General features: G+C 59.4%; 28 protein-coding genes and 1 pseudogene. 11 read left to right on the forward strand and 18 right to left on the reverse strand.

Going from position 1 to position 25,457, the window contains the following annotated elements:
* Positions 1–32: 32 nt before the first annotated feature.
* Positions 33–458, reverse strand: a complete 426-nt coding sequence (locus tag LOY52_RS20195) for a nuclear transport factor 2 family protein (protein WP_027612596.1) — start codon at positions 456–458, stop codon at positions 33–35.
* A 140-nt stretch (positions 459–598) separates the two neighbouring features.
* On the opposite strand from LOY52_RS20195, the gene LOY52_RS20200 reads away from it, so the two are divergent.
* Complete coding sequence (locus tag LOY52_RS20200; RefSeq protein WP_258675748.1) at positions 599–1,084, forward strand: N-acetyltransferase; 486 nt, start codon at positions 599–601, stop codon at positions 1,082–1,084.
* Between the two features lie 170 nt (positions 1,085–1,254).
* On the opposite strand, the gene LOY52_RS20205 is transcribed toward LOY52_RS20200, so the two are convergent.
* The 3 genes from LOY52_RS20205 to LOY52_RS20215 all read right to left on the reverse strand — a co-directional run bounded on the left by LOY52_RS20205 (position 1,255) and on the right by LOY52_RS20215 (position 3,293).
* Complete coding sequence (locus LOY52_RS20205; protein ID WP_225136057.1) at positions 1,255–1,743, reverse strand: GNAT family N-acetyltransferase; 489 nt, start codon at positions 1,741–1,743, stop codon at positions 1,255–1,257.
* Positions 1,744–2,067: 324 nt separating this feature from the next.
* Positions 2,068–2,562 (reverse strand): GyrI-like domain-containing protein, encoded by a 495-nt coding sequence (locus tag LOY52_RS20210; RefSeq protein WP_258675749.1) that lies wholly within the window; start codon positions 2,560–2,562, stop codon positions 2,068–2,070.
* A gap of 68 nt (positions 2,563–2,630) precedes the next feature.
* Positions 2,631–3,293: a LysE family translocator gene (locus tag LOY52_RS20215; RefSeq protein WP_258675751.1), complete on the reverse strand. Its 663-nt coding sequence runs from the start codon at positions 3,291–3,293 to the stop codon at positions 2,631–2,633.
* Between the two features lie 137 nt (positions 3,294–3,430).
* Here LOY52_RS20215 and alaC point away from each other — a divergent pair, with 137 nt between their 5' ends.
* Positions 3,431–4,648 (forward strand): alanine transaminase, encoded by a 1,218-nt coding sequence (gene alaC, locus LOY52_RS20220; RefSeq protein WP_258675752.1) that lies wholly within the window; start codon positions 3,431–3,433, stop codon positions 4,646–4,648.
* A 160-nt stretch (positions 4,649–4,808) separates the two neighbouring features.
* On the opposite strand, the gene LOY52_RS20225 is transcribed toward alaC, so the two are convergent.
* On the reverse strand, positions 4,809–6,164 hold the full coding sequence (locus LOY52_RS20225) for a GntP family permease (protein ID WP_097085886.1): 1,356 nt from the start codon (positions 6,162–6,164) through the stop codon (positions 4,809–4,811).
* 82 nt (positions 6,165–6,246) lie between these two features.
* Positions 6,247–6,780 (reverse strand): gluconokinase, encoded by a 534-nt coding sequence (locus tag LOY52_RS20230; RefSeq protein WP_027612589.1) that lies wholly within the window; start codon positions 6,778–6,780, stop codon positions 6,247–6,249.
* A gap of 216 nt (positions 6,781–6,996) precedes the next feature.
* Here LOY52_RS20230 and LOY52_RS20235 point away from each other — a divergent pair, with 216 nt between their 5' ends.
* Positions 6,997–8,028, forward strand: a complete 1,032-nt coding sequence (locus LOY52_RS20235) for a LacI family DNA-binding transcriptional regulator (RefSeq protein ID WP_202368818.1) — start codon at positions 6,997–6,999, stop codon at positions 8,026–8,028.
* 54 nt (positions 8,029–8,082) lie between these two features.
* Complete coding sequence (locus LOY52_RS20240; protein ID WP_258675753.1) at positions 8,083–8,883, forward strand: hypothetical protein; 801 nt, start codon at positions 8,083–8,085, stop codon at positions 8,881–8,883.
* A gap of 6 nt (positions 8,884–8,889) precedes the next feature.
* Here LOY52_RS20240 and LOY52_RS20245 read toward each other — a convergent pair whose 3' ends face one another.
* The gene (locus tag LOY52_RS20245) at positions 8,890–9,768 is read right to left on the reverse strand and encodes a LysR family transcriptional regulator (protein WP_202368820.1); all 879 of its coding nucleotides are present in this window, start codon (positions 9,766–9,768) and stop codon (positions 8,890–8,892) included.
* A gap of 122 nt (positions 9,769–9,890) precedes the next feature.
* On the opposite strand from LOY52_RS20245, the gene LOY52_RS20250 reads away from it, so the two are divergent.
* From LOY52_RS20250 to LOY52_RS20260, 3 genes are all read left to right on the forward strand, one after another.
* Positions 9,891–10,331, forward strand: coding sequence for a PACE efflux transporter (locus LOY52_RS20250; protein ID WP_202368821.1), 441 nt, complete (start codon positions 9,891–9,893; stop codon positions 10,329–10,331).
* A gap of 125 nt (positions 10,332–10,456) precedes the next feature.
* Positions 10,457–11,881, forward strand: coding sequence for an MFS transporter (locus LOY52_RS20255; protein WP_258675754.1), 1,425 nt, complete (start codon positions 10,457–10,459; stop codon positions 11,879–11,881).
* 155 nt (positions 11,882–12,036) lie between these two features.
* Entirely contained in the window at positions 12,037–12,597 is a 561-nt protein-coding gene (locus LOY52_RS20260; protein WP_258679951.1) for a hypothetical protein, read from the forward strand.
* A 118-nt stretch (positions 12,598–12,715) separates the two neighbouring features.
* Here LOY52_RS20260 and LOY52_RS27515 read toward each other — a convergent pair whose 3' ends face one another.
* From LOY52_RS27515 to LOY52_RS20275, 3 genes and pseudogenes are all read right to left on the reverse strand, one after another.
* On the reverse strand, positions 12,716–13,255 hold the full coding sequence (locus tag LOY52_RS27515) for a methyl-accepting chemotaxis protein (RefSeq protein WP_256214240.1): 540 nt from the start codon (positions 13,253–13,255) through the stop codon (positions 12,716–12,718).
* Positions 13,256–13,306: 51 nt separating this feature from the next.
* Positions 13,307–14,092 (reverse strand): annotated as a pseudogene (locus LOY52_RS27520) (PAS domain-containing protein); the annotation flags it as partial.
* Positions 14,093–14,441: 349 nt separating this feature from the next.
* A complete protein-coding gene (locus LOY52_RS20275) occupies positions 14,442–15,332 on the reverse strand; it encodes a LysR family transcriptional regulator (protein ID WP_258675756.1) in 891 nt (296 codons plus the stop codon).
* Between the two features lie 99 nt (positions 15,333–15,431).
* Between LOY52_RS20275 and gstA the strand changes: the two genes are divergently transcribed.
* Complete coding sequence (gene gstA / locus LOY52_RS20280) at positions 15,432–16,025, forward strand: glutathione transferase GstA (protein WP_258675757.1); 594 nt, start codon at positions 15,432–15,434, stop codon at positions 16,023–16,025.
* Positions 16,026–16,148: 123 nt separating this feature from the next.
* Here gstA and LOY52_RS20285 read toward each other — a convergent pair whose 3' ends face one another.
* The 4 genes from LOY52_RS20285 to LOY52_RS20300 all read right to left on the reverse strand — a co-directional run bounded on the left by LOY52_RS20285 (position 16,149) and on the right by LOY52_RS20300 (position 19,756).
* Entirely contained in the window at positions 16,149–17,162 is a 1,014-nt protein-coding gene (locus tag LOY52_RS20285) for an ABC transporter substrate-binding protein (RefSeq protein ID WP_258675759.1), read from the reverse strand.
* Positions 17,159–17,686 (reverse strand): sigma-70 family RNA polymerase sigma factor, encoded by a 528-nt coding sequence (locus tag LOY52_RS20290; protein WP_258675760.1) that lies wholly within the window; start codon positions 17,684–17,686, stop codon positions 17,159–17,161. The genes LOY52_RS20285 and LOY52_RS20290 overlap by 4 nt, the downstream gene beginning before the upstream one ends.
* 196 nt (positions 17,687–17,882) lie before the next feature.
* A complete protein-coding gene (locus LOY52_RS20295) occupies positions 17,883–18,674 on the reverse strand; it encodes a phosphate/phosphite/phosphonate ABC transporter substrate-binding protein (RefSeq protein WP_258675761.1) in 792 nt (263 codons plus the stop codon).
* A gap of 140 nt (positions 18,675–18,814) precedes the next feature.
* Entirely contained in the window at positions 18,815–19,756 is a 942-nt protein-coding gene (locus LOY52_RS20300) for a fatty acid desaturase (RefSeq protein ID WP_258675762.1), read from the reverse strand.
* A gap of 324 nt (positions 19,757–20,080) precedes the next feature.
* Between LOY52_RS20300 and LOY52_RS20305 the strand changes: the two genes are divergently transcribed.
* Positions 20,081–20,488 (forward strand): GNAT family N-acetyltransferase, encoded by a 408-nt coding sequence (locus LOY52_RS20305; RefSeq protein WP_258675763.1) that lies wholly within the window; start codon positions 20,081–20,083, stop codon positions 20,486–20,488.
* 82 nt (positions 20,489–20,570) lie between these two features.
* Here LOY52_RS20305 and def read toward each other — a convergent pair whose 3' ends face one another.
* The 3 genes from def to LOY52_RS20320 form a co-directional block, all read right to left on the reverse strand.
* A complete protein-coding gene (gene def / locus LOY52_RS20310; RefSeq protein WP_258675764.1) occupies positions 20,571–21,110 on the reverse strand; it encodes a peptide deformylase in 540 nt (179 codons plus the stop codon).
* Positions 21,107–22,063: a YihY/virulence factor BrkB family protein gene (locus tag LOY52_RS20315; RefSeq protein ID WP_096795060.1), complete on the reverse strand. Its 957-nt coding sequence runs from the start codon at positions 22,061–22,063 to the stop codon at positions 21,107–21,109. The genes def and LOY52_RS20315 overlap by 4 nt, the downstream gene beginning before the upstream one ends.
* Before the next feature lie 163 nt (positions 22,064–22,226).
* Positions 22,227–22,418, reverse strand: coding sequence for a CsbD family protein (locus LOY52_RS20320; protein WP_003227408.1), 192 nt, complete (start codon positions 22,416–22,418; stop codon positions 22,227–22,229).
* Positions 22,419–22,614: 196 nt separating this feature from the next.
* Between LOY52_RS20320 and LOY52_RS20325 the strand changes: the two genes are divergently transcribed.
* Entirely contained in the window at positions 22,615–22,992 is a 378-nt protein-coding gene (locus LOY52_RS20325) for a hypothetical protein (RefSeq protein WP_041068691.1), read from the forward strand.
* Between the two features lie 75 nt (positions 22,993–23,067).
* Here the strand turns inward: LOY52_RS20325 and fadD1 are convergent, their stop codons facing one another.
* Positions 23,068–24,765 (reverse strand): long-chain-fatty-acid--CoA ligase FadD1, encoded by a 1,698-nt coding sequence (gene fadD1 / locus LOY52_RS20330; RefSeq protein WP_003227414.1) that lies wholly within the window; start codon positions 24,763–24,765, stop codon positions 23,068–23,070.
* Positions 24,766–25,144: 379 nt separating this feature from the next.
* Here fadD1 and LOY52_RS20335 point away from each other — a divergent pair, with 379 nt between their 5' ends.
* Positions 25,145–25,441 (forward strand): transposase, encoded by a 297-nt coding sequence (locus LOY52_RS20335; protein ID WP_258675765.1) that lies wholly within the window; start codon positions 25,145–25,147, stop codon positions 25,439–25,441.
* Positions 25,442–25,457: the final 16 nt, after the last annotated feature.

Genomic DNA, 25,457 nt, shown 5'->3' on the forward strand with positions numbered 1-25,457 from the left:
CCTGATTCGAACGGATCAACTATGGCTGAAGATCAGGGCTGCACATCGAACAGCGTGCTGCCGCTCATCGGATCGAACGGCGCCGACCAATGCTCGTGGGCGATTTTCCACGTCCCGCCGACCTGCCGATAGCACGCGGTAGCGCGCATCCAGCAACTCTGGGTTTCGCCCTTGTCGTTGGTGCCGCCGCAATGCGTCACCCAATGGGCGAAGGCGAGGTTGTCGGCGGTCTCGATGGCGATCTCGTGAAACTCGAAAACGTGCGGGCCGGAACACATTTCCATGCAGGCTTCCCAATGTGCACGGTAGGCCGCTTTGCCCTTGAATTGCAGGGCCTTGATCGCATCGAAGGAGACGATGTCGTCGGTGTACAACGTCATGACCTTGTCGACGTTCTTGGTCATTACCGCGTCGCGGTAGGTGTTGATCAGGGTCTGGATTTCAGTCTGTGCGCTCATGGTGTTCTCCGTGTTTTTGTTGTGAAGACACCCTTAGTCGTTCGGCAAACAGGCAGATCGACAGACGAAACAAAAAATTTCCGCAGAACACAAAATCGCTAGAATCCGAGGCTCATCTTTGTAGGAAAAAGGAAATTCCCGTGTCAGCCCAACTCGTGCCGTACGACCGCCTGAACGCCTTGCAGCGTCAACAAGTCGAGGCGATTGAAATCCATCCCGAGCAGATCAAGTTCTCCGGCGACATCCATGGCGCGCTGCACACGCTGCTGTCCAAACCTGGTCCCGGCGTCAAAGGCTTTGCCCTGCTGGCCGACCAGGTGCCGGTGGCGTTCCTGCTGCTCAAGCGCCCGCCCGTGCTGCCGGCCTGGGCCGATGAACACAGCGCCACCCTGCATGCCTTGCAGGTCGATCACCGCGCGCAGGGCAAAGGGTACGGCAAGGCCTGCCTGCAAGCGTTGCCCGCCGTGGCGCGTGAAGCATGGCCGGAGATCAAGGGACTGGAACTGTCGGTGGACGCCGATAACGATGCCGCCATCGCGCTGTACGCCAGATACGGTTTCGTCGACAGCGGCGAAGCGTACAAGGGCCGAATCGGTTACGAGCGGCGCATGGGGCTGTTTTTCTAAAATCATCGAGAGATGCACGACGATGTTTCGGCCTGCCCACGACCGAAAAAAGTACGTGCTCCCCTTGTAGGAGCTGCCGCAGGCTGCGATCTTTTGATCTTGATCTTCTTAACTGCAAGATCAAAAGATCGCAGCCTTCGGCAGCTCCTACAGTTTTGAATGGTGTTGGCTTAGAGGGTGAGGATCATCTCGTGCCAGGCCATCCCGCCATGGTCTGACTCTGACGGCTTGATATAGGCAAAGCCGAAACCGGCATACAACGCAATGTGCTTCTCTTTGCACATCAGGTGAATCGTCGCTTTATCCAGCCCGCGCATGCGCTCGATGAATTCGGCCATCAAGCGCTTGGCCAGGCCCTGCCCCTGATAGTCCGGGTGCACCACCACTGACATGATCACCACATTCGGCCCTTGCGGGTCGTGGCCGATCAGTTCCTTGAAGGCCTCGTCGGACATCTGCACGTCAAACGCCGCGCCCGAGTTGATGAACCCGGCGACCACACCGTCCACCTCGGCGACGATGAAACCCTCGGGCCAGGTGGCAATGCGCGTGGCGATCTTCTCGCGAGTGGCGGCTTCATCGCCTTCGTAGGCAACGGTTTCGATGGCGTAGCAGCGATCCAGATCGGCGGCGGTGACGTTGCGGATGACGGTGTTCATGGCAGCTCGGAAATCAGCAGAAGAAAGTGCCGAAAGCATAAAGGAATAAGGCGGGCATATCGATCTGCGCGGGGGGCGTAAAGCTTGCGTATAAGCGCTTTTCTTCGGGTTCGGGGCGGGCTATTTCTCAGGGGTATCTCTGATCACCCTTGGGGGAAACCGCTTATGAGCAGCGTTGAAATCGGCTTGTTGATGGTATTGGGCATCAGTACGTTCGGCTTTATCACCTTGGGCATCGACCTGTTGCGGGCGCGACGGCTGGGCAAGGGTAAACGCGGTTGAGCAGCATGAGGCGGATCAGTGATCCGCCTCATCGTCATGGGCTCAGGCTTTGCTGTCGACCGGCACGCAGATTTCCAGTTTGCCGGTGTGCAGTCGTGGATTGAAATCGGCGCTGTAGCGCTCCAGCTCCGGAGCATTCAGTTCCACATAGTGTGAGGTCGGCAGCCAGGTCTTGTAGATGTATTGCAGGGTCTGCGGCAACTGATCGAGCGGGCCCTTGTGCTCGAACACCGCGTACTGCCGGGGCAGCACTTCAACCCACTGGTAGATCTTCTGGTCCAGGTCATCGAGCTTGCTGATTTCCACCCCGGCGATGTAATCAAAGCCACCCTTGCCGTCGAAATTGCTGCAGACGCCGTAGGTCACTTCGTTTTTTTGTCCCTGAATCTTGCCCAGGTGTGGCAAGAACTTTTCCCACAGCGCGGGGATGTCCTTGGCAGTGTCCTGGGTAAATCGACCACGAAATCCTGCGATCAGCAGGAAGTGTCCATGTTCGAAGCGAGGTTCAGCCACTTCGACGCGTTTTTGCTCATCCATGACTCGACTCCTGGCACAAAAGTAGGGGTTCGGCTGCTGAGTATAGAAGCCAAACCCGATTCGCAATGTTACAAGGCGTGCAACTGGTCGGCGGCCCCGGAGCCAACGAACTCGTTATAACCGGATACGATCACGTAAACCGCGAAATAGCAGAAGATCGCCGCCGATGCCATGTAGGAGTAGCGCAGAAGCCTGTCGCCGAGCAACTTGCCGCCGTGGCTCGCGGCAAAGCACAGGCCGGCCGACCACAGCAGACCGGCGCAGAGAAAACCGCCGAGGAACAGCGCCGAACTCAGCGGGCCGCTGCCACCGGAGCGGGCGATCAGGGTACCGCCAACCGCGGCGAACCAGAGGATCGCGCTTGGCGAAGACATGGCGAGGAAAATCCCGCGGAAGAACTCCTTGCGATGCGAGTTCTGCCCCACCTCCGCCGTCGCCGCCAGCTGCGCTTCGTGGTGAATCGCCGAGTAGATCATCTTCGCCGCAAAGTAGATCAGCAGCGCCGACCCGCCGATCCACAACACCCAGCGCACGGTTTCGTATTGCAGCAGCACGGTCATTCCGGCCAGCGCCAGCACAGCGTAGATCAGGTCACCGACGCAGGTGCCGAGGCCTAGCGCGAAGCCCTGAAAGTAACCGCGCTGCATCGCCAGGGTGATCATTGCGATGTTGGCTACGCCGATGTCCAGGCACAGCGAAAGGCTCAGCAAGAAGCCGCTGGTGAATTCCATTAAGCATTTCCTTGGAAAAAATTATTGTCGTGCACGCTGGACAGTCCGCCATCGCTGCCCTTATCTTCCGCCACAGGTCACCGCAGTGACCAGCGTCGCTCGGACGGTTCCGGGCGCTTACGTTATCCGAGGCAACAATGGCTGAACAAGGTTCGCCGCGCCGCTTTGCGCGCATTGATCGACTCCCCCCTTACGTTTTCAACATCACCGCCGAGCTGAAGATGGCCGCGCGGCGTCGTGGTGAAGACATCATCGACTTGAGCATGGGCAACCCCGACGGGGCCACGCCGCCGCACATTGTCGAAAAACTCGTCCAGGTCGCCCAGCGCGAAGACACCCACGGTTACTCCACGTCCAAGGGCATTCCGCGTCTGCGCCGGGCGATTTCCAACTGGTACAAGGAACGCTACGCGGTCGATATCGATCCGGAAAGCGAAGCCATTGTCACCATCGGTTCCAAGGAAGGCCTGGCGCATTTGATGCTGGCGACCCTGGATCAGGGCGACACGGTGCTGGTGCCGAACCCGAGCTACCCGATTCACATCTACGGCGCGGTGATTGCCGGTGCGCAGGTGCGTTCGGTGCCGCTGGTGCCCGGTGTGGACTTCTTCGATGAACTGGAGCGGGCGATTCGCGGTTCGATCCCGAAACCGAAAATGATGATCCTCGGCTTCCCGTCCAACCCCACCGCACAGTGCGTGGAGCTGGATTTCTTCGAACGGGTGATCGCCCTCGCCAAGCAGTACGACGTGCTGGTGGTGCACGACCTGGCTTACGCCGACATCGTCTACGACGGCTGGAAGGCCCCGTCGATCATGCAGGTGCCCGGCGCCAAGGACATCGCGGTGGAGTTTTTCACCCTGTCCAAGAGCTACAACATGGCGGGCTGGCGCATCGGTTTCATGGTCGGCAACCCGGAGCTGGTCAACGCCCTGGCACGGATCAAGAGCTACCACGACTACGGCACCTTCACCCCGTTGCAAGTGGCGGCGATTGCCGCGCTGGAAGGCGACCAACAGTGCGTGCGCGACATCGCCGAGCAGTACCGCCAGCGCCGCAACGTGCTGGTCAAAGGCCTGCATGAGCTGGGCTGGATGGTCGAGAATCCGAAGGCTTCAATGTATGTCTGGGCGAAGATTCCCGAGGCGTACGCGCATCTGGGTTCGCTGGAATTTGCCAAGAAGCTGCTGGCTGAGGCCAAGGTCTGCGTCTCGCCGGGGGTGGGCTTTGGTGAGTATGGCGATGATCACGTGCGCTTCGCGCTGATTGAAAACCTGGACCGGATTCGTCAGGCGGTGCGCGGGATTCGCGGGATGTTCCGGGCGGATGGCCTGGCCCCGAAAACCGCCGGCTGACACATCCCCCTGTAGGAGCTGCCGCAGGCTGCGATCTTTTGATCTTGATCTTTAAAATCAAAAGATCGCAGCCTTCGGCAGCTCCTACAGGGTTAGCACTTTCGCCTGACCCACAAAAAAACCGCATCGCTGCGGTTTTTTTGTGTCTGCAAAGCGCCGCTTACACGAACAGCGACAACAGCAGGATAAAGCCCAGGCCCACCACCGACAGGATGGTTTCCATCGCGGTCCAGGTCTTGAAGGTCTCGGCCACGGTCATGTTGAAGTACTGCTTCACCAGCCAGAAACCGGCGTCGTTCACATGGGACAGGATCAACGACCCGGCACCGGTGGCCAGCACCAGCAGCTCACGGTTGACGCCCGGAATCATCCCCACCACCGGCACCACGATGCCGGCGCCAGTGATGGTCGCCACGGTGGCCGAACCGGTAGCGATACGAATCACCGCCGCCACCAGCCACGCCAGCAGGATCGGCGAGATCTGCGCGCTGACCGCCATGTGGCCGATCACGTCGCCCACGCCGCTGGTCACCAGCATCTGCTTGAAGCCACCACCGGCACCGATGATCAGGATGATCGCGGCGGTTGGCGCCAGGCTCGCGTCCAGCCACTTGAGCATCTGCTGCGAACCGATGCCCTGCTTGTGACCGAAGGTGTACAGCGACAGCAGCAAGGCCAGCAGCAGTGCCGAGATCGGGTGACCGATCATGTCCATCCAGGTGCGGAAGAAGTGACCGTCCGGCAGTGCCACGTCAGCGAAGGTTTTCAGCAGCATCAGGAACACCGGCAGCAGCACGGTGATCAGGGTAATGCTGAAGCTCGGCAATTTGGTTGAGTCGTCGCTTTCACGGGCCAGTTGATCGACCAGCTCCTGATTCGGCGTGCCGGGAATGTGCTTGGCGATGAAGGTACCGAAGATCGGACCGGCGATGATTGCCGTCGGCAGCGCAACGATCAGACCGTAGAGGATGGTCTTGCCAATGTCGGCGCCGAACACCCCGATCGCCAGCAGCGGGCCCGGGTGCGGCGGCACCAGACCGTGTACTGCGGACAGGCCGGCGAGCAGCGGGATACCGATCTTGATGATCGACACACCGGTGCGGCGGGCAACGATGAACACCAGCGGAATCAGCAGCACGAAGCCGATTTCGAAGAACAGCGGGATACCGACCAGGAACGCGGCGAACATCATCGCCCACTGCACTTTGTCCTTGCCGAAGGCGCGGATCAGGGTCTGCGCGATCTGATCGGCACCACCGGATTCGGCCATCATTTTGCCGAGCATGGTGCCCAGCGCGAGGATGATGCCGACGAAACCGAGCACGCCACCGAAGCCGTCCTGGAAGGCCTTGATGATGGTGCCGATCGGCATGCCGGACGTCAGGCCGAGGAACGCGGCCGCGATGGTCAGCGAGATAAAGGGGTGAATCTTGAATTTGGTGATCAGGATAATCAGGCCGATTACCGTGACCACTGCATCGAGCAGCAGGTAGGCGTCGTGGGACATGCCAAACATTGGGGGTGTCTCCTGGCTTGTTGTTGTTATTAAAGCGGGTTAAACAGAATTCGTGAGGACAGCGCTAGCTCTTTCAACACACTCATACCGCCTGTTTCAGACCGTGGGCTTGCCACCAGACGTGCGCCTGGGCAGCCAGCTCTTCAACGCTGTGGATCGAAGCATTCAGCGCCAGGGTCAACGGCTCGCCGACCGGCGATTCGAGGGTGGCGAACTGGCTTTCGATCAACGTCGCCGGCATGAAGTGGCCCGGGCGATGGGAAACGCGGTCGGCAGCCACTTCAGGGGTCAGCTCAAGAAACACGAAGCCCAGGCCCGGCAAGGCACTGCGCAGCACTTCGCGATAACTGTGTTTAAGGGCCGAGCAGGTCAGCACCGGGCGTTTACCCGATGCATCGACGCGACGCAGTTCATCGCACAGGCTGTCGAGCCAGCCGGCACGGTCGTCGTCGTTCAGGGGGATCCCCGCGCTCATCTTTTCGATGTTGGCGGCCGGATGAAAAGTATCGCCTTCAATGGCAGTGGCGCCGCTCAATTGGCACAGGGCCTCGCTGACGCACGTCTTGCCGCAACCGGCAACGCCCATGATGACCAGGGCGGTGATGGGATGACTCATATAACACCTCAGCGCGCAGACAGCGCTACCTTTGCTAGCTATGACTCTAGTGCACAGGCAGAAGTTGCCGACGCCTTCTTGTCGTTTTTTTGGGTTGCAGCAGGTTTGCTCCCAACGCCAAAAAGCGAGGATCAGGCAGGACCTCGCTTACGCATTTGCAGCTGCATCAGGACAGCGCTACCTTAGTGCCTTGATTTTTGTTTGGCAAGCCGCCCGATGACCACCCCTAAAAACGATAAAAACACTCGCACCACCGGCCGTCCCACCCTTAATGAAGTTGCCCGCCTCGCCGGCGTGAGCCCGATTACCGCCTCCCGCGCCCTACGCGGGGTCAGCACCGTGGCCACGGAGCTGGTGGAAAAAGTGCAGAAAGCAGCCAGTGAACTCAACTACGTGGTCAACCCTGCCGCCCGCGCCCTGGCGTCGGCGCAGAGCCATTCGGTGGTGGTGCTGGTGCCGTCGCTATCCAACCTGTTGTTCATCGATACGCTGGAAGCCATTCATCGGGTGCTGACGCCCAAAGGCTTCGAAGTGCTGATCGGCAACTTCCATTATTCGCGCGATGAAGAAGAAAACCTGCTGCGCAACTACATGGCTTATCAGCCGCGTGGTTTGCTGCTGACCGGGTTTGATCGCACGGAAAGTTCGCGGCGGATGATCGAGGCCAGCAATATTCCCTGCGTGTACATGATGGAACTCGACAGCGCTGCCGGAGTGAATTGCGTGGGTTTCTCGCAGCTCAGCGCCGGCGAAACCGCGGCCGAACATTTGCTCTCGCGCGGTCGCAAGCGTCTGGCCTACATCGGTGCGCAACTCGATCAGCGCACCTTGTTGCGCGGTGAAGGTTTCCGCAAAGCCCTGCAGAAGGCCGGGCGCTACGACCCGGATCTGGAAGTGCTGACCCCGCGCTCCTCGTCCGTGGGCCTGGGCGGTGAACTGTTCCTGCAACTGCTGGCGGCGCATCCGGATGTCGATGCGATCTTCTTTGGTAACGACGACCTGGCGCAGGGCGCCCTGCTCGAAGCGCTGCGCAATGGCATCAGGATCCCCGAGCAGGTGGCGATCCTCGGCTTCAATGACTTGCCGATGTCCGAACACATGGTCCCGCGCCTGAGCAGCATCAACACCCCACGCGAGGCGATCGGCCGGCGCGCGGCGGAGCAGATGTTGACGTTAATGGCCGGTAATAGCGTGGCGCGGCCGGTTGAGGATATGGGTTTTGAACTGAAGATTCGCGAAAGTACCTGACCTGTTGCCCCGCAATATTGCGGCCTTTTATATAAAGCTATTAAAGGCCGCCTCTTGTTTGAAACTTCCACAACTTGCCTCTATACAACTTACACACTGCAATCAATTGCGACTTTCGTTAACGCAGCTTGCTCTATAGATTCCTTGCACGCGCTTCCAGATTTCGAAGTCGCGTTTGAACTCATTCAAGGAAGAATTATGTACACCACAATAAAACACCTGATCGCATTGGTTGGCAGCAGCTTGCTGCTCGCCGGATTCTCCACAACCGCACTGGCAGAACCCGCAGGCCTGTGGCGCGCACCAGCCCCCATCGTCAAAGCCGGTAGCAACTACAGCGTGATTCTCGATCGCGGCGAACTGAAGAAAGCCATTGCCGGCAGCAACAATAACTATCTGTTTACCGACACCGGCGCCGGCGTACAGTCATTGGTATTGATCGGCACTTCGACACAACTCATCGAGTTCCTGATCAAACACAAAGACCGTCAGATCGAGAATCGCATCAGTCAACTTCCCGACATTTATATGGGCATCGCGCCCTTTACGCCACAAAGCCGTTTCTCCGGCTTGTTCCCCTTGGGCGATGCTGTGACAGATATCGTCACGCAACTGACCAACTTCATTCCCGGTGGCGGCGCATGGCGCGACATCGCGAGCATTCCCGGCACTCTTACCGGTCTTCAGGCTGGCATCGACAAACTCAGTGAGGTACAGAAAGCGTCCGGCAAGTTGCTCTACGTAAAATTCAGCTACTTGCCCGAAGAGCGCATGGCCAAGCTGGGACGCAATGCGGTCAGCTTCAATCAAGTGCTCAATACGCTGCAGGATAATTACCTGCTGAAAAAGCCTTGATCCGCGCTATTGGTGCTGACTCAGCAGTTGTACAAATGCTGCCGCGCCCTTTTGCAGTGGCTGGCTCTTGAGCCAGACGGCATGCACAGGTAATACCAGGCCGTTCTCGATATTACGGAAACTCAAACGCTTGAGTCTCCCCGTATCGAGCAACGGCTGCACCACCGATAGCGGGAAATTGCCCCAGCCCAGCCCCGCCTCGACCATCTCCAACGCGGTCTCCAGCGTGTCGGTGCGCCAATGCGATTCGGCCACCAGCGGCCGGGTTTCGCTGATCGGCAAGTCGCGGCTGGCAACGAAAATCTGCCGCACATGCACCAGGTCTTCGAGAAACAGATCCTGCCCCTGCAACAACGGACTGTCCGCCGCGAGCGTGGCGATCATCCGTTCGCTGCCGACAAACTGAAAACGCTCCAGCACGTTCATGCTCAACCCGGCAAACGCCAGGCACACGCTGACGCGGCCACTGTGCAGCATCGCCAGCACGTCGTCCTGCGGCGCGGTCAGCACTTCGATGTCGAGCAGCGGATGACGCTCGGCAATCACCTTGATCGCGGCGAGCAAACGCCGACGGTCGATGTCCGCGACCACACCAATCGACAGCTTGCTCTCCAGCCCCAGGGACAACTCCACCGCGTGCACCTGCAGTTGCTTGAGCTGCTCGGCGATCAGCCGCGCGTGGGGCACCAGTGACAGCGCCATGGCCGTCGGCTGCGGTTCGCGGTGGCTGCGATCGAACAAGGCATAGCCAAGCTCCGCCTCAAGGTTGCCGATGCCCATGCTGACCGCCGAAGGCACACGGCCCAAAGCGCGTGCAGCTGCGGAGAACGAGCCACGATCAATCACCGCAAGGAACAGTTCGATGCTGTCGCTGTTGAAATTCACTTCACCTACCTATCAGCAAAACTGAAAGCTACTGACTTTTTCTGTCACGCCTATTGAAGCTATCTTTCGCCGTCTTCGCCAGTCCCGCTGGCCAACACGTTGCAAGAAAGAGGCAAATCCCCATGCAAGGCGTCAAACGCAAACTGGTCTACGTGTCGCTCTACGAAGTGATCGGCATGACCTTCTCCGCCCTCGGCCTGGCGCTGTTGTCCGGCACTTCGCCGGGCAGCACCGGCCCACTGGCGGTGATCATCACCACCATCGCGGTGACCTGGAATTTCATCTACACCTCGCTGTTCGAGCACTGGGAAAGCCGTCAGAAGTCGCGCACGCGCACGGTCAAACGGCGCATCGCCCACGCCGTGGGTTTTCAACTGACGCTGATCGTGTTCCTGATCCCGCTGATCGCCTGGTGGATGAACATCAGTCTGGTGCAGGCGTTCCTGTTGGATCTGGCGCTGATCATCTTCATCCCGTGCTACACGTTTGCCTTCAACTGGCTGTTCGATCGCGTCTTCGGCTTGCCGGCGTCGGCGCTGCCCGATTCGACTGCTGCGGCATAAAACGTTAATTGGTGAGCAGTTATTGCAAAAAATCGGCGGTATTCCCGGGCAAACCGCCGATATTCACAACCCATCAACTCCGATAGCAGGCTAAGCTTTTCCATCAATAAAAAATGGATTCGCCGATGACTGCTCACGCCCCTGCCGCCGCGCAACGCGACGGTATCGACCCGATACGCGCCGCCGAGATTTCCGCCCGCATCGACCGCCTGCCCGCCGTCGCCACGATCTGGCGGCTGGTGGCGTTGTTGTCGATCGGCGGCTTCTTCGAACTCTATGATTTGTTCCAGACCGCCTACATCAGTCCGGGGCTGATCCGTGACGGGATCTTCGCCACCGGTAATCAAGGTGTGTTCGGCTTCTCCGATCAGGCAGCGTTCGCGTCGGCGACCTTCCTCGGCCTGTTCCTCGGCGCCAGCCTGCTCAGCCCGTTGGCCGATCGTTTCGGCCGCCGCGCAATCTTCACCTTTGCGCTGGTCTGGTACACCGTGGCCACGGTGCTGATGGGCATTCAAAGCTCGGCGCTGGGCATTATCTGCATGCGCTTTCTGGTGGGCATCGGCCTCGGTATCGAGTTGGTGACCATCGACGCCTACCTCTCGGAACTGGTGCCCAAACGCATGCGCAGTTCGGCGTTTGCCTTCGCCTTTTTCGTGCAGTTTCTCTCGGTGCCGGCGGTGGCGTTGATGTCGTGGTGGCTGGTGCCGCAGGCGCCGTTCGGCGTGTCCGGCTGGCGTTGGGTGGTGCTGGCGAGCGCGGTGTTTGCGCTGTTCATCTGGTGGTTGCGCAAGCGCCTGCCCGAGTCGCCGCGCTGGCTGGCGCAGCATGGGCGGTTCGATGAGGCTAACAGGATTCTCGACGACATCGAGGTCCGCTGCGAGAAGGATCACCGTCAACCGCTGGACGCTCCGGAAACGGTGCCCGTCGATGTCGAGGGCAAGGGTCGCTTCGCCGATATCTGGCAGCCGCCATATCGGCGCCGGGCATTGATGCTGATCGTGTTTCACGTGTTCCAGGCGATCGGTTTCTTCGGTTTCGGCAACTGGCTGCCGGCGCTGCTGTCCGGCCAGGGCGTGAGCGTCACCCACAGCCTGATGTACGCGTTCATCATCACCCTCGCCTACCCGCTCGGGCCGTTGCTGTTCGTCAAGTTCGCCAACCGTTTCGAGAACAAGTGGCAGATCGTCGGCTCGGCGCTGGGCGCGATGACTTTCGGCACTTTGTTCGCGTTGCAGACCAGCGCCTTCGGCCTGATCTTCTGCGGGGTGATGATCACCTTCTGCAATGCCTGGCTGAGCTTCAGTTATCACTCGTACCAGAGCGAACTGTTCCCGACCAACATCCGTGCCCGAGCGGTGGGTTTCTGCTATTCGTTCAGTCGTTTGTCGACGGTGTTCAGCAGCCTGCTGATCGGGCTGTTCCTCGACAACTTCGGCACGCCCGGGGTGCTCGCGTTCATTGTCAGCAGCATGCTGATCGTGATGCTGACCATCGGCTGGTTCGGCCCGCGCACACTCAATCTGGCGCTGGAAAACATTGCCCATCGCTGAGGCCACACGGTCATCCTCTGCCGCCTGACGGCAAGGGATGACCGCTTTGCTGCGCATGCCACAACAGCAACGCGTTGCAATTGCGGGATTTGCCGCAAAGGCACGCTAATTGCTGCGACAGGCCTGTCAGCAATAACTCAAAGGTCTCCTTCATGATGTTGGTCAGTGCCAAACAGCAGCAGCTCATCCACCTGCCCAAGCGGCTGGCGGATGACGCGACCACGACCGCCGCTGCCGGTCTGCAAAGCGGCCTGCACGGCGCCATGCTGCAATCGCTGCAGAACCAGGCCCAGTCGCAGGCCACCGACGCGACCTCCAGGGTCGAGGATTCGGCCACGCAGATCGCCACCCAGCAAGTGGCTGCCGCTACGCGCATCAGCGATAACGTCGACGAAGCCTTCGCCAAGACCCGCGTGGGTCTGCAAACCACCGATGCCACGGCTGCCGGCAGCACCACCGGCACCTCGGCCACCGACGCGTTCAAGGACTACATGAGCAAGTCGCCGGAACAGCGTCTGCGCGACAGTATCCTTCAGAGCATGGGCATCACCGAAGACGACATCAAAGCCATGCCGCCGGAGAAACAACTGGCCATCGGCAAAGAGATCGCCGAGCGTCTGCAGGACAAGATGAAGCTGGCGCAAGCGGAAAAAGACAACGCCAATGACGTCAAGGACAGCGACAAACTGGCGGACAAGTTTCTCGCGGCGCTGTGATCTGAAAGTTGCGGAGTAACCCTGTAGGAGCTGCGGCACGCTGCGATCTGTTGATCTTGATTTTAAAGATCAACAGATCGCAGCGTGCCGCAACTCCTACAGGTGTTTGGCGTAGTTGCTAGTTCAACTGCAACGTCGCATTGAACTGCCCGATCGCATCCACCACATGACGCGATCCCTGCTGAATCTCCAGAATCACCTCCCCCGCCTCGTTCGCCAGTTCCACACCCAGCCCGGTGCGGCTCAGGCTCGACTGCATGCTCGATACCGCGCTCAGCGACAGGTCATGGTTTTTGCGCACCACCTCGACAATCTCCAGGGTCGCCTGACTGGTCCGCGCCGCGAGGCTGCGCACCTCATCCGCCACTACCGCAAACCCGCGCCCGTGCTCACCGGCCCGGGCCGCTTCGATGGCGGCATTGAGCGCCAGCAGGTTGGTCTGATCGGCGATCCCGCGAATGGTCTGGACGATGGTGCCGATGATGTCCGATTGCTTGCTGACCGCATCGATGCTCAGCGCCGCTTCGTTGAGGTCGCGGGAAATGTCCTGAATGATCTGCACCGTCTGCTGCACGACCTGTGAGCCCTTTTGCGCGCAGGCGTCGTTTTGTACCGAAGTGCTGTGGGCTGATTCCGCGGCGTTCTGCAGCGTAGTCATTTGTTGGGTGATGTCGCTGGCGAACTTCACCACCTTGTACAAACGACCCTTGGTGTCGAACAGCGGGTTGTACGAGGCTTCGAGATAGACCATCTGCCCGGACTTGTTCTTGCGTTCGAAACGGTGCGAGTGATATTCGCCGCGATTGAGCGATGCCCAGAACGCCTTGTACTGCGCCGATTCGGATTCGGAACGGTGACAGAACATGCTGTGGTGATGGCCGACGATTTCGTTGAGCGAGTACTGCATGGTTTTCAGAAAGTTGTCGTTGGCGGTAATCACATTGCCTTCGGGCGTGAACTCGATCACCGCCATCGAACGGCTGATCGCCGCGAGCATGCTTTCTTCTTCGTGTTCTTTGTTGACCCGGGCGGTGATGTCCGACGCCACTTTGATCACACTTTTGACTTGTTTGTCCGGGCCGTACACCGGCATGTAACTGGCTTCAAGCCAGATCTCCTTGCCGGACTTGTTCAAACGCAGAAACGTGCCGCTGATCGCCTCACCCCGGGCCAGGTCGCGCCACAACTTGGCGTACTCCTCGCTGCGGTAAAACGCTTCTTCGCAAAACACCCGGTGATGTTTGCCACGCACTTCCTCGGCGCTGTAACCCATGGTCTTGCAGAAGTTTTCGTTGGCATCCAGAACAATGCCTTCGGGGGTAAATTCGATCATCGCCATGGAACCGCTGATCGCTTCGAGCTTGGCGTTGGCTTCGGTCAAGGCGCAGCTGAAACGCTCGATTTCCTGCAGGTCAGCCTTGTGATGTAGGTTGAACATGGTTGTATCACCTTCCGCGCGGTCTTTTGATTTGATGAAAGTCAGGTCTTTCAGCATCCACCACTACGTTCCACAGAACAGGCACACGCATTCCTCCACGGGAGGAAGTTGTCAGGTGATAAATGATGTTTTAATCCGAGGGTCCATGCAGCAACGCTCTAATCAAGACATCCTTCTCTTGATAGCCCAGCAGCGGGCCAGCCCTAACGTGCAGAAAACTTCCATGTACAACTTGCTCCTTGTTGGTTCAGTGTCCGGTGCCTTGGGTTGCGCACTCTGGCAGCGTTGAAATCACGGCTAACAGATGACGGTCGACATAGTTAGTTACAGCTAGCATAGCCATCGCCATGCCGTGCGCAAGGCCACTAGTCGGCCAGTATCTGGCACTTTTTGCACAAGAAACGGTTCAGCGAGCTGTCGCGACCGCCGTCTCCGCCACCAGATCCAGCAACGCCTGCACCGTCGCTGACGGCGTCTGCCCCGCAGGCAGCACCAGCGAAAACACCCGTTCGATACGTGGCTGCAGGGCAATCACGCGCAAGCCCTGGCGCTCGGCCGGCAAGGTCATTTCCGGCACCAGGGTCACGCCGAGGTTTTCCCGCACCAGAGTGAAGGCGCTGCTCCATTCACGCACTTCGACCCGCACATCCTGCAACTGCAACCCGGCCTCGGCGGAGAGGCTGCGGGCGTTGGTCGAGCAACCGCCGGTGGCCAGCACAAAAGGCAGCGCCGTCAGTTCTTGCAGGCTGACGCCCTGCTCGATCCCCCGCAGCGCCAAAGGGTGCCCTGCCGGCACCACCGCTACCCATTCATCACGGCCCAACGGCCCGGCATTGCGCTCGGGCGCCGGGTTGAGCACCACGCCGACATCCACCAGACCGGCCGCGAGCAGGGTTTCCACCTCGTCATCGCTGACCTCCAGCGCCACCACTTCGATCCCCGGGTACAGCCGATTGAACTGGCGCAACAGCGGCGGCAGAAAACTCGCCAGCACCATGGGGAAACTCGCCAGACGAATCGTCCCGCGCAGCATCGGGCGCACGCTGTCGACGGTCTGGCGAATGGTCTGCAGCGCGCCGAGCATCATCCGCGCCTGCTCGATCACCGGCAGGCCGATGGCGGTGGGCAAGGTCTGTCGGCTCTCGCGGCTGAACAATTGCACGCCGAGGGTTTCTTCCATCAGCGCCAGGGCCTGGCTCGCGCCGGACTGGGTCATGCCGACCCGTTCTGCAGCGCGGGTGATGTTGCCGTGATCGGCGACGGCGACCACCAGCCGCCAATGCATCAGGTTCATCATGGCAGTAGCTGTCCTTATGGCTGCTTTCTGAAAGATTAATTTTACCGAGGGTGCGGCGCACTATGACACTGGCGCCAAATCCTCACCAGAGCACTGCAGATGAAGCTGTATTACGCCCCGCAAGCCTGTTCACTGGCGCCGCACATTGTGTTGCGCGAACTGAAGCTGCCCTTCGTGCTGATCCGCGTCGACAACCGCAGCAAGCGCACGGCCAGCGGCGAAGACTTTCTCGCGATCAACCCCAAGGGCTATGTCGCGGCACTGCAACTGGACAACGGCGCGGTGCTGACCGAAGGCCCGGTGATCCTGCAATATCTGGCGGATCTGCAACCACAGTCAGGGTTGGCCCCGGCAACCGGCAGTTTCGACCGGCTGCGTTTGCAGGAGTGGCTGAATTTCATTTCGAGCGAGATCCACGGCGGCCTTGGTGCACTGTTCGATGAGCGGCTGCCGGCCGAGGTGATCAAGGAGAAGTTGTTCAAGCGTTTTGCGGTGTTGGTCGCGGTGCTGGAACAGCAGGAGTATCTGCTGCCGAGCGGCTTCAGCGTGGCGGATGCGTTGTTGTTTGTGGTGCTGCGCTGGGCCGGGTTGTTCGGGATCGAATTGGCGCAGTGGCCGGCACTGGCGCGGTTTCAGGCGCGGATTGAGCAGCGGCCGACCGTGATAGCGGCGTTGGCGGCGGAAGCGGTGTAAGGCTGCAGATCCTTCGCGAGCAGGCTCGCTCCCACAGGAGGTTGTGCAGGCCAAAATCCCCTATGGGAGCGAGCCTGCTCGCGAAGGCGTCAGTTCAAACAACGCAGATCAACCGGCAGAAACTCACAGCCCCGCCGTCACCTTGCTCGCCACCTCCCCCGGCACCCACGCCCTCCACACCTGCGGCTGATCGCGCAAAAACGCTTCGGCTACCTGCCGTGGCGGCTGGCGTTTTTCGCTCATCCCGGCCAGCGTCTGGTTCAGCAGATCAATCGGCAAATCGACTTTCTCGAAGAACGTCACCAGCTCCGGGTATTGCGCCTTGAACGGCGCCGACACGCCAATCGCCAGGCTGGCCGGCATCGAGCGGGTGCCCTTGGGATTCGGGTTGTTGGCATCGGCCAGGGTTTTCCAGGCTTCGGCATCGAACGGTGGCTCTTCGAGCTTCACCAGTTTGAAGCGACCGAGCAACGGCGTCGGCGACCAGTAGTAGAACAGCACCGGTTTGCCGCGTTTGATCGACGACGCCACCTCGGCATCCAGCGCCGCGCCGGAGCCGGTGCGGAAGTTCACGAAGCTGTCGGTCAGCGCATAAGCCTTGAGCTTCTGGCTGTTGACGATCTCCGAGGTCCAGCCGGTCGGGCTGTTGAGGAAACGCCCACGGCGCGGGTCTTCCGGGTCGCGGAATACGTCCTTGTAGCGCGGCAGGTCGGCCACCGATTTCAGCTCCGGGGCCAACGGTTTGATGCCGCGCTCGGGGTCGCCCTTGATCACGTATTCCGGCACCCACCAGCCCTCGGTCGCGCCTTTCACCGTATCGCCCAGGCCAAACACCTTGCCTTCATTGGCGGCCTTGACCCACGCCGGACTGCGTCCGGCCCATTCCTCGCCGATCACCTGAATATCGTTTTTCGCCAGTGCTGCTTCCAGGCTGACGGTGCTGCCCGGCAGCGTGTCGGTCGGGTAGCCGTAGCCTTTTTCGACGATCAGGCGCAGCACTTCGGTGATGAAACTGCCGCTCTCCCAGGTAATGTCACCGAAGTGGATCGGCGCGGTTTTCTCCGCCGCCGAAACAGCGCCAACGCTCAGGCTCAGCGCCAGCAACGAACGGCCGAGCAGGGTTTTGATCGATCTCATGCGGACCTCTTGTCTGTCAGGATTTGATTGGCGCTGTGGCGATCGCACAGGGCCTGGGAACGGCTCATGTAAGCGCTGACCGAACGCTGGGAAATGCCCAGTTCGGCGGCGATTTGCGGGTAGGTCAGGCCATCGATCCGCGCCAGCAGGAAGGTCGAACGAACCTTGCCGGGCAGGCGTTGCAGGCTGTGGTCGAGGCGTTTGAGGGTCTGGCTCAGTTGCGCGAGTTCTTCAGGCGAAGTGGCAACGTCGACGTCGATCTGCTGCGCATGCCGGCGCTCCAGATCCGCCCGGCGCCAGCGCTGATAGAGCAGGCGCTGGGCAATCGTGGTGAGCATCGCGCGGGGTTCACGGATCGCCGTGACACTGGGTGACTGAAGTAATTGCGCGAAGGTTTCGGCGGCGATGTCTTCCGCGCCTGCGGCGTCGTGCAGATATCGGCGCAAGTAAGTGCACAGCCAGCGGTAGTGGGCGCGGAACAGAGCGTCGAGATGATTGTGGTGAGCGGTGTCGGCGCCGGACATAAGGGCTCCTGGGCAAGGGTCGCTGAATGTCCGGTGATCCGGTGGCGCGATCGTAGCAAGGCGCCTTATGCATTAATAAGATTTATATTTCATTTTTATATTCTTTTTAGAGATATAAGAGCCAAAGATCGCAGCCTTCGGCAGCTCCTACATTGGAATGCATTCAACCTGTAGGAGCTGCCGAAGGCTGCGATCTTTAGCGCAAGCGGCCATAGCCCAACTCTTCAGCCTCACGCTGATAGTCGAGCACAACCTGATAATCGCTTTCACTGGCTGCCAGAACTTCAGGCAATCCAAGGATCTGCGCCACATCCGGCAACTCAAGCAGCGTCAGATTCATCACCTCGCGCAAGTGCTCGATCTGTTTATCCGTAGTAGATACGGCGGTAATAAACGGCAACGTCGGGCTGAACGCACTACGCGCCACAACTCGCAATCCGTTGACCTCCTCAGGTGCGTATTGCGCAAGGCAGGCATAGGTCACGCTGTCGATCGCCGCCAGATCAGCGCGCCCCTCACGCACCCAACGCAGACTCTCGCGGTGCGCGCCACTGATGCCGACCGCGCCGAAGAACTGCCCGTCGCGGTGCAGCGGCGCCAGACAATGGCGCAACAGGTTCATGCCGCTGTTGGAATCTTCACTGTTGATCACCCCGCGACTGCCGCGAAAATCCGCCAGGGTTTTGCGCGCATCGTCTGCACGGCTGAGAATCAGGCTGCAGTGATTGCCGGCAGTGGCATCGGGCAGTTCGTAGCGCGGGCGACCGACGATGCGTACCTGATCGCGCAGCAAGGTCATCAGCGGATAACCACAGGTCTGGGTCAGCAGCAGATCCGGCGACAACCAAAGCTCGGGGAGCGACAGGCTTGCGGCGTTCAGGCGGGAGTGGCCGAGGTGTTCGAGGATGCGGGCGATCCAGCGTTCGTTGGCCGCGCGAATGGGTTCGGGCGCGGTGTACATCAGCAGTTCGAGGTGGTGTTGGGTCATACACTGCCTTTCATAACAATACATAACCTGTGGGAGCCAGCCTGCTGGCGATTGCAGATTATCAGCCGAAGACCATATCGATTAGCCCACCGCTTTCGCTAGCAGGCTAGCTCCCACAGGGGTTATCAGATGGTCCTGAGTCAGTGGAAGGGATGCTGCGGACTGTCGATCGGCCTGAATCCATGCTGCCGCCACAACTGCCCATAACCCTGCACCAGAAACCCGCCACTGCGCGCCACCCACTGCTCGCGGCGCATCCGGTAGGCCGCTGGCAAGTCGTACCACGCCAGCCCCGGCAGGTCGTGATGCACCAGATGAAAATTCAGATTCAGAAAAAGCCAGCGCCACGGCCAACCGGCTTCGTTGATCACGGTGCGCTGCTCCGGCTGTGCGTGCGGGCGGTGTTCATAGTAGGAGCGGATCATCGCGATCGACAGTGCCGGTACACTGATCAGCAGCAGGTAATGCCAGACCGGCAACACGCTGAAGCGCGCGACAAACCACAGCATCAACACGCTGAACGCACCGTGGGTCAGCCACATCAACCAGGCCTGACGCTCGCGGTTTTTCAGGCGTTGCAGTTCTTCGGCGGCCAACGCCAGTAGTCCCAGCGGCGCACCAATCGCAAAACGCCCGAGCACGGTTTTGTTCAGCCAGTGCAGGCCTCGCTCGAACAGCGAACTGCCCTGCCAGTGCGACGTTGTCAGGTAACGGCTTTCCGGATCGATGCCGGGCACGGTCAGGTGTTCATCGCGGTGATGCAGCAGATGGCTGTCGCGATACAAGGTGTACGGGTACCACACCGCAAAGGGTGCATAGCCGAGGATTTTATTGAAAAGCACCGAGCGGGTCGGATGCCCATGCAGCAATTCATGCTGAATCGACAGCCACAGCACCAGCAGCGGAATCAGCAGCAATGTGCTCAAGCCGCGACCGAGCCACTGACTGTTGAGGATGATTGCGAACCAGCCGCCATACACCCCGATCAGCAGCAGCCACGTCGGCCACTCGGTGCGGGCGGTGAAGCGCTGGCGCAGGGTTTCGATCTGCTGGCGATGGTCGGCGTCGAAGTAATTCGGCATGGCGTGGCTCGGAACAGGAATCGTCCCCTTCTGTGCAACGAAGCCGAGCAATCTTGCAGATTATTTTTGCGCTGAAACGGGAGCCCGGGGGACGGGCTCCCGAAGGACGTGATCAATGACCGAAAATATCGACCTTCTTGGCTTTCTTCTCTGCACGTTTTTCAATCGCTGTCTTGGCCGGTTTCTTCTTCGCGGCTTTCTTTGAATCCATACCTTTGGACATGATGCGTACTCCACTCACAGGGATGTAGGCTCAGGTATACACCTATCGCGCGTCGCGCGTTCTTTTATAATCGGCGCTTTGCCCGCCGCCAGTCCGATCCCATGCCCGATACCCGATACAGCCTGCTCGATGAGCCTTTGTGGCCGTTGATGAACAAGTTTTACCGCCGCCACCAATCGTCGATGAAGGCGGTGCGCGATGCGCAGTTGTGGGTGGCGCGGCGCGAGGACATCGTCGCCGCGCTGTGCCTGCGGCCAGTGGCGGGCGGGTATTGGCTGACCGGGCTGTTTGTCGATCCGGATTGCCGTGAGCAAGGGATTGCCGGGCAGTTGATTGCGGCGGCAGTGAAGGATCTGCAGGACCCGGTGTGGCTGTTCTGCCATCCGGATTTGCGCGGGTTTTACGAGCGGCGTGGCTTCAGCTTCGACCCTGCCCTGCCCTACGCGCTGGCCGAACGGTTGAGCAGGTATGCGCGGAGCAAGCCGATGATTGCGATGGGGCTTGTTTGAAGATCAAAAGATCGCAGCCTGCGGCAGCTCCTACAGAGATCGGTGTAGGAGCTGCCGAAGGCTGCGATCTTTTGATTTTTGCTTAATCGCCGGCTGTGGGATCGAGATCCGGGAACATCACCTCGGTAAAGCCGAACTTGCTGAAATCGGTAATCCGCGACGGATACAAGCGGCCGATCAGATGATCGCACTCGTGCTGCACCACCCGCGCATGAAAGCCTGACGCCACACGTACGATCGGCTCGCCCTTGGGATCAAAGCCTTCGTAGCGAATCTGCTGAAACCGATCCACCGCGCCGCGCAGGCCGGGCACCGACAGACAGCCCTCAAAGCCCTCCTCGGTCAGCGGACTCAGCGGCGTGATCAGCGGATTGATCAGGATCGTCTGCGGCACCGCTTCGGCTTCCGGATAACGTTCGCTGTGCTCGAAACCGAAGATCACCAGTTGCAGGTCGACGCCGATCTGCGGCGCAGCCAGGCCCACGCCACCGACACTTTCCATGGTCTGGAACATGTCATCGATCAGTTGCCACAGCTCGGGGCTGTCGAACATTTCCGGCGGCACCGGTGGAGCAATGCGCAGCAGGCGTTCGTCGCCCATTTTGAGGATTTCACGGATCATGGTCGGGCTTCGTCAGTGTCCGGCTTGAGCGAGTGGTCACGCCCCAGGCCAGAGACATGTTGTTTGGGATGTTCATCGAGTTCGCCGGGGACTTTCTCGCCCTCATCCTTGCCCTCGCTGGACATGTGTTCGATCACCGCATTCATCTCCGCACCGAGCAGCAGCACCGCCGAGGAAATGTAGAAATACAGCAACAGCACGATGATCGCCCCGATGCTGCCATACATCGCGTTGTAGTTGGCGAAGGTTTTGACGTAGAAAGCAAAGCCCAGTGAGGCGATGATCCACACCACCACGGCGAGTACCGAGCCGGGGGTGATGAAACGGAATTCCTGTTTGACGTCGGGCATCACGTAATAGATCAGTGCCACGGCGACCATCATCAGGATCACGATCACCGGCCAGCGCGCAATCGTCCACACGGTGACGATGAAGTCTTCCAGGCCCACCTGCGCGGCAATCCAGCCCATCACCTGCGGCCCGAGCACCATCAGCGCGGCTGCCACCAGCAACATGCCGGCAATGCCGACGGTGTAGAACACCGACAGCGGAAAACGCTTCCAGATCGGCCGGCCCTCGACCACGTCGTAAGCGGCGTTCATCGCACTCATCATCAGGCGCACACCGGCAGACGCGGTGTACAGGGCGATGACGATACCGACCGAAAGCAAGCCGCCCTTGGACTGCTGCAACTGATCGATCACCGGGTTGACCTGTTCCAGCGCTTGCGGTGGCAGCACCAGTTCCGACTGCAGGCGCAACCAGGTGAAGAAGTCCGGCAGGTGCAGGAAACCGATCAGGGCAATCAGGAACAGAATGAACGGGAACAGCGAGAACAGCATCTGGTAGGCCAGTGCCGAGGCGTAGGTCGACATCTCGTCGTCGACGAATTCAGTGACCGTGCGCACCATTACCCGGTGCAGTGGCAGACCTTTCATGTCTGGAAAAATCATTCGCGTCTCCTTTCGCCGCATTACAGGTTGAAGTCGTGGCGACTCAGGGGCCGTTTTCTACATCACGGTAGCCTACTTGGCGACCTTCGTGGATGGCTGTCGGGTTTTGACACAAAAACGGCCATCCTTGGATGGCCGCTCATGTGTTTCGTTCAAGGCGGGATTACGCCTTGTCGACACCTTTCTTGATGGCGTCTTTGGCTTTGCCCACTGCTTGTTGAGCTTCGCCTTTTTTCTCTTGAACCTTGCCTTCGGCCTGCAGCTTGGTGTTGTCGGTTGCTTTGCCGACGCCTTGCTTGACGTTGCCGACTGCTTCGTTGGCCATGCCTTTTACTTTATCGCCTGTGCTACTCATGGTGTTTCTCCTTGGTGCATTGAAGGGGAAAAGTCAGTACGTAATGATTGACCGGGCGGGTTTGCCACGAGTTTCATTTATTTTTGCCGTTCATTTCGTCGTGCCATGCAGGTTGGGCTTTATGTTTGCCCCGCAAGCCCCGAGAATGCGCACCTATGGGCGCCGTGCGCCAACGATCAGATCCCGCAGGAATGTTATGAAACTCGATAAAAAGCAGGCCATTGCCCGTCGCAACCAGGAACTGGGCGGCGCTGTGCTCGGCACCAACAACTGCCACTTCGCCGAACTGAACCGCAACCGCAACATCTGGTGGTTCGACCTGCCGGTGTCGCGCCTGGCCGTCGGTCAGTACGAGTGGATTCACTTGCTGATGCACACCCCGGCCACCGACGAACTGCTGCACCTGAAAGTGCCGACCGTATTCCTGCGCGAAAAGCTCGAAGGCCTGGTGATTCGCAACGAAGGCAAGCGCAAGGCGGCGTTGAGCCTGGAATTGAGTGCGGACAAGGATTCGTACCTGCAGGACATGCGTCCGGCGGGCACCAACGTGAATTTCGCGCCGTTCCGGCAGTAACTACCGCATAAAGCAAAAGATCGGACGATCTTTTGATCTTCAATAAAAAGCCCCGCATCTGCGGGGCTTTTGGCTTCAGGCGGCGGACTTGGCCTTGATCTTCTTCAGCTCTTCGTCACGCAATTCGCGGCGCAGGATCTTGCCGACGTTGGTGGTCGGCAACGCATCGCGGAATTCCACCGAACGCGGCACCTTGTAACCGGTGACGTTGGCACGCATGTGTTCCATCACGGTTTCCTTGGTCAGGGTCACGCCCGGCTTGGCCACGATGAAAATCTTGATCGCCTCGCCCGACTTCTCGTCCGGCACGCCGATGGCCGCGCACTGCAACACGCCCGGCAGGGTCGCCAGCACGTCTTCCAGTTCGTTCGGGTAGACGTTGAAACCGGAGACCAGGATCATGTCTTTCTTGCGATCGACAATGCGCATGTAGCCATCGGGCTGGATCAGCGCGATGTCACCGGTCTTCAGCCAGCCTTCGCTGTCGAGGATTTCATCGGTGGCTTCCTGACGCTGCCAGTAGCCCTTCATCACTTGCGGGCCCTTGACGCACAGCTCGCCGATTTCGCCCATAGGCTGCTCGACACCGGCATCGTCGATGACTTTGCACAGGGTCGACGGCACCGGAATGCCGATGGTGCCGATCTGGATGTTCTGGATCGGATTGACCGTGGCCACCGGGCTGGTTTCGGTCATGCCGTAACCTTCGCAGATCGAGCAACCGGTCACCGCTTTCCAGCGCTCGGCGGCCGCCAGTTGCAGGGCCATGCCGCCGGACAGGGTGACTTTCAGGTTGGAGAAGTCCAGCTTGCGGAAACCTTCGTTGTTGCACAGCGCCACGAACAGCGTGTTCAAACCGACAAAGCCGCTGAACTTCCACTTCGACAGTTCCTTGACCATCGCCGGCAGGTCGCGTGGGTTGCTGATCAGGATGTTGTGGTTGCCGATCAGCATCATCGCCATGCAATGAAAGGTGAACGCATAGATGTGGTACAGCGGCAGCGGGGTGATCAGGATCTCGCAACCTTCATTGAGGTTGGAGCCCATCAGCGCCTTGCACTGCAGCATGTTGGCGACGAGGTTGCGATGGGTGAGCATCGCGCCTTTGGCCACGCCGGTGGTGCCGCCGGTGTACTGCAACACCGCGACATCGCTGCTGTGCGGATTGGCTTCGGCCACAGGCTGGCCCTGGCCCTTGCTCAGCACGTCGTTGAACTTGACGGCTTTAGGCAGGTGATAGGCCGGGACCATCTTCTTCACGTACTTGATCACGCTGTTGATCAGCAGGCGCTTGACCGGCGGCAGCAGGTCGGCGACTTCGGTGACGATAACGTGTTTGACCCCGGTTTTCGGCACCACGGCTTCCGCCAGGTGCGCCATGTTGGCCAGGCAGACAAGCGCCTTGGCGCCGGAGTCGTTGAATTGGTGTTCCATTTCCCGCGCGGTGTACAGCGGGTTGGTGTTGACCACGATCAGCCCGGCGCGGATTGCACCAAAGACGGCGACCGGGTACTGCAGAACGTTGGGCAGTTGCACGGCGATTCGATCACCGGGCTGCAAGTCGGTATGCTGTTGCAGATACGCGGCAAACGCACCGGACAATTCGTACAGTTCACCGTAGGTGATTGTCTTGCCCAGGTTGCTGAAAGCCGGCTTGTTGGCGAAGCGTTGGCAGGATTGCTTCAACACTGCCTGAATATTCGGGTACTCGTCTGGATTGATGTCGGCAGCAATTCCAGCCGGGTATTTATCCTTCCAAAAGTCTTCGATCATGGAAGCCCACTCCTCAGCAACGCGAATTCTTCACCGCATTTGATGCGATTATTATTGGTGTGTGTTTTGTATTGGTGAATCTGGCTTTTCTACAGGCCGAGAAGTCACAAAGCGCGCCGAGAGTAGCAGCTTTGCCGAGGGCCGACTAGAGCCAAAAGCGGCCTCCATGGTCACTTTAATGACTCAAGACTTTCTAATAGTCATTTTAGAGCAAAAATCCTATACCGCCCTGAAAGCTCCGGTTTTCCGGGCCTTGAAAGCAAAAGATCGCAGCCTGCGGCAGCTCCTACATTGAATTGAGTACACCCTGTAGGAGCTGCTGTGTTGTGGTCGAATTTTTTTAGACCATGATGTAGGAGCGTCGATTTAAGGAAGCATCATGGGATATCGGGTTGTCACGTCAGAGGAAAAAGCAGAAGCCATTCGCTTGGTCGTGGAGATGAATTACTCCATCCCTAAAGCCTGTGAAGCTACTAATGTGGGCCCTACGGCCCTGCGTCGCTGGGTTTCGCGCTGGCGTCGAGAGCAGGAAGGCATGTCGCAGCCACCGCGATTGCAGGATCAGGAACTGATCGAATCGCTCCAGGCAAAGCTGGCACTGCTTGAAGCCGAGAACCAAGTGCTAAAAAAGCAATTGCCCTCTCATCTAAAGGTTCTGTTCGGTCGAACCAAGTGATTGATGGCGTTCGAGG

The organism is Pseudomonas sp. B21-051, from assembly GCF_024748795.1.
Taxonomy (GTDB): Bacteria; Pseudomonadota; Gammaproteobacteria; order Pseudomonadales; family Pseudomonadaceae; genus Aquipseudomonas; species Aquipseudomonas putida_A.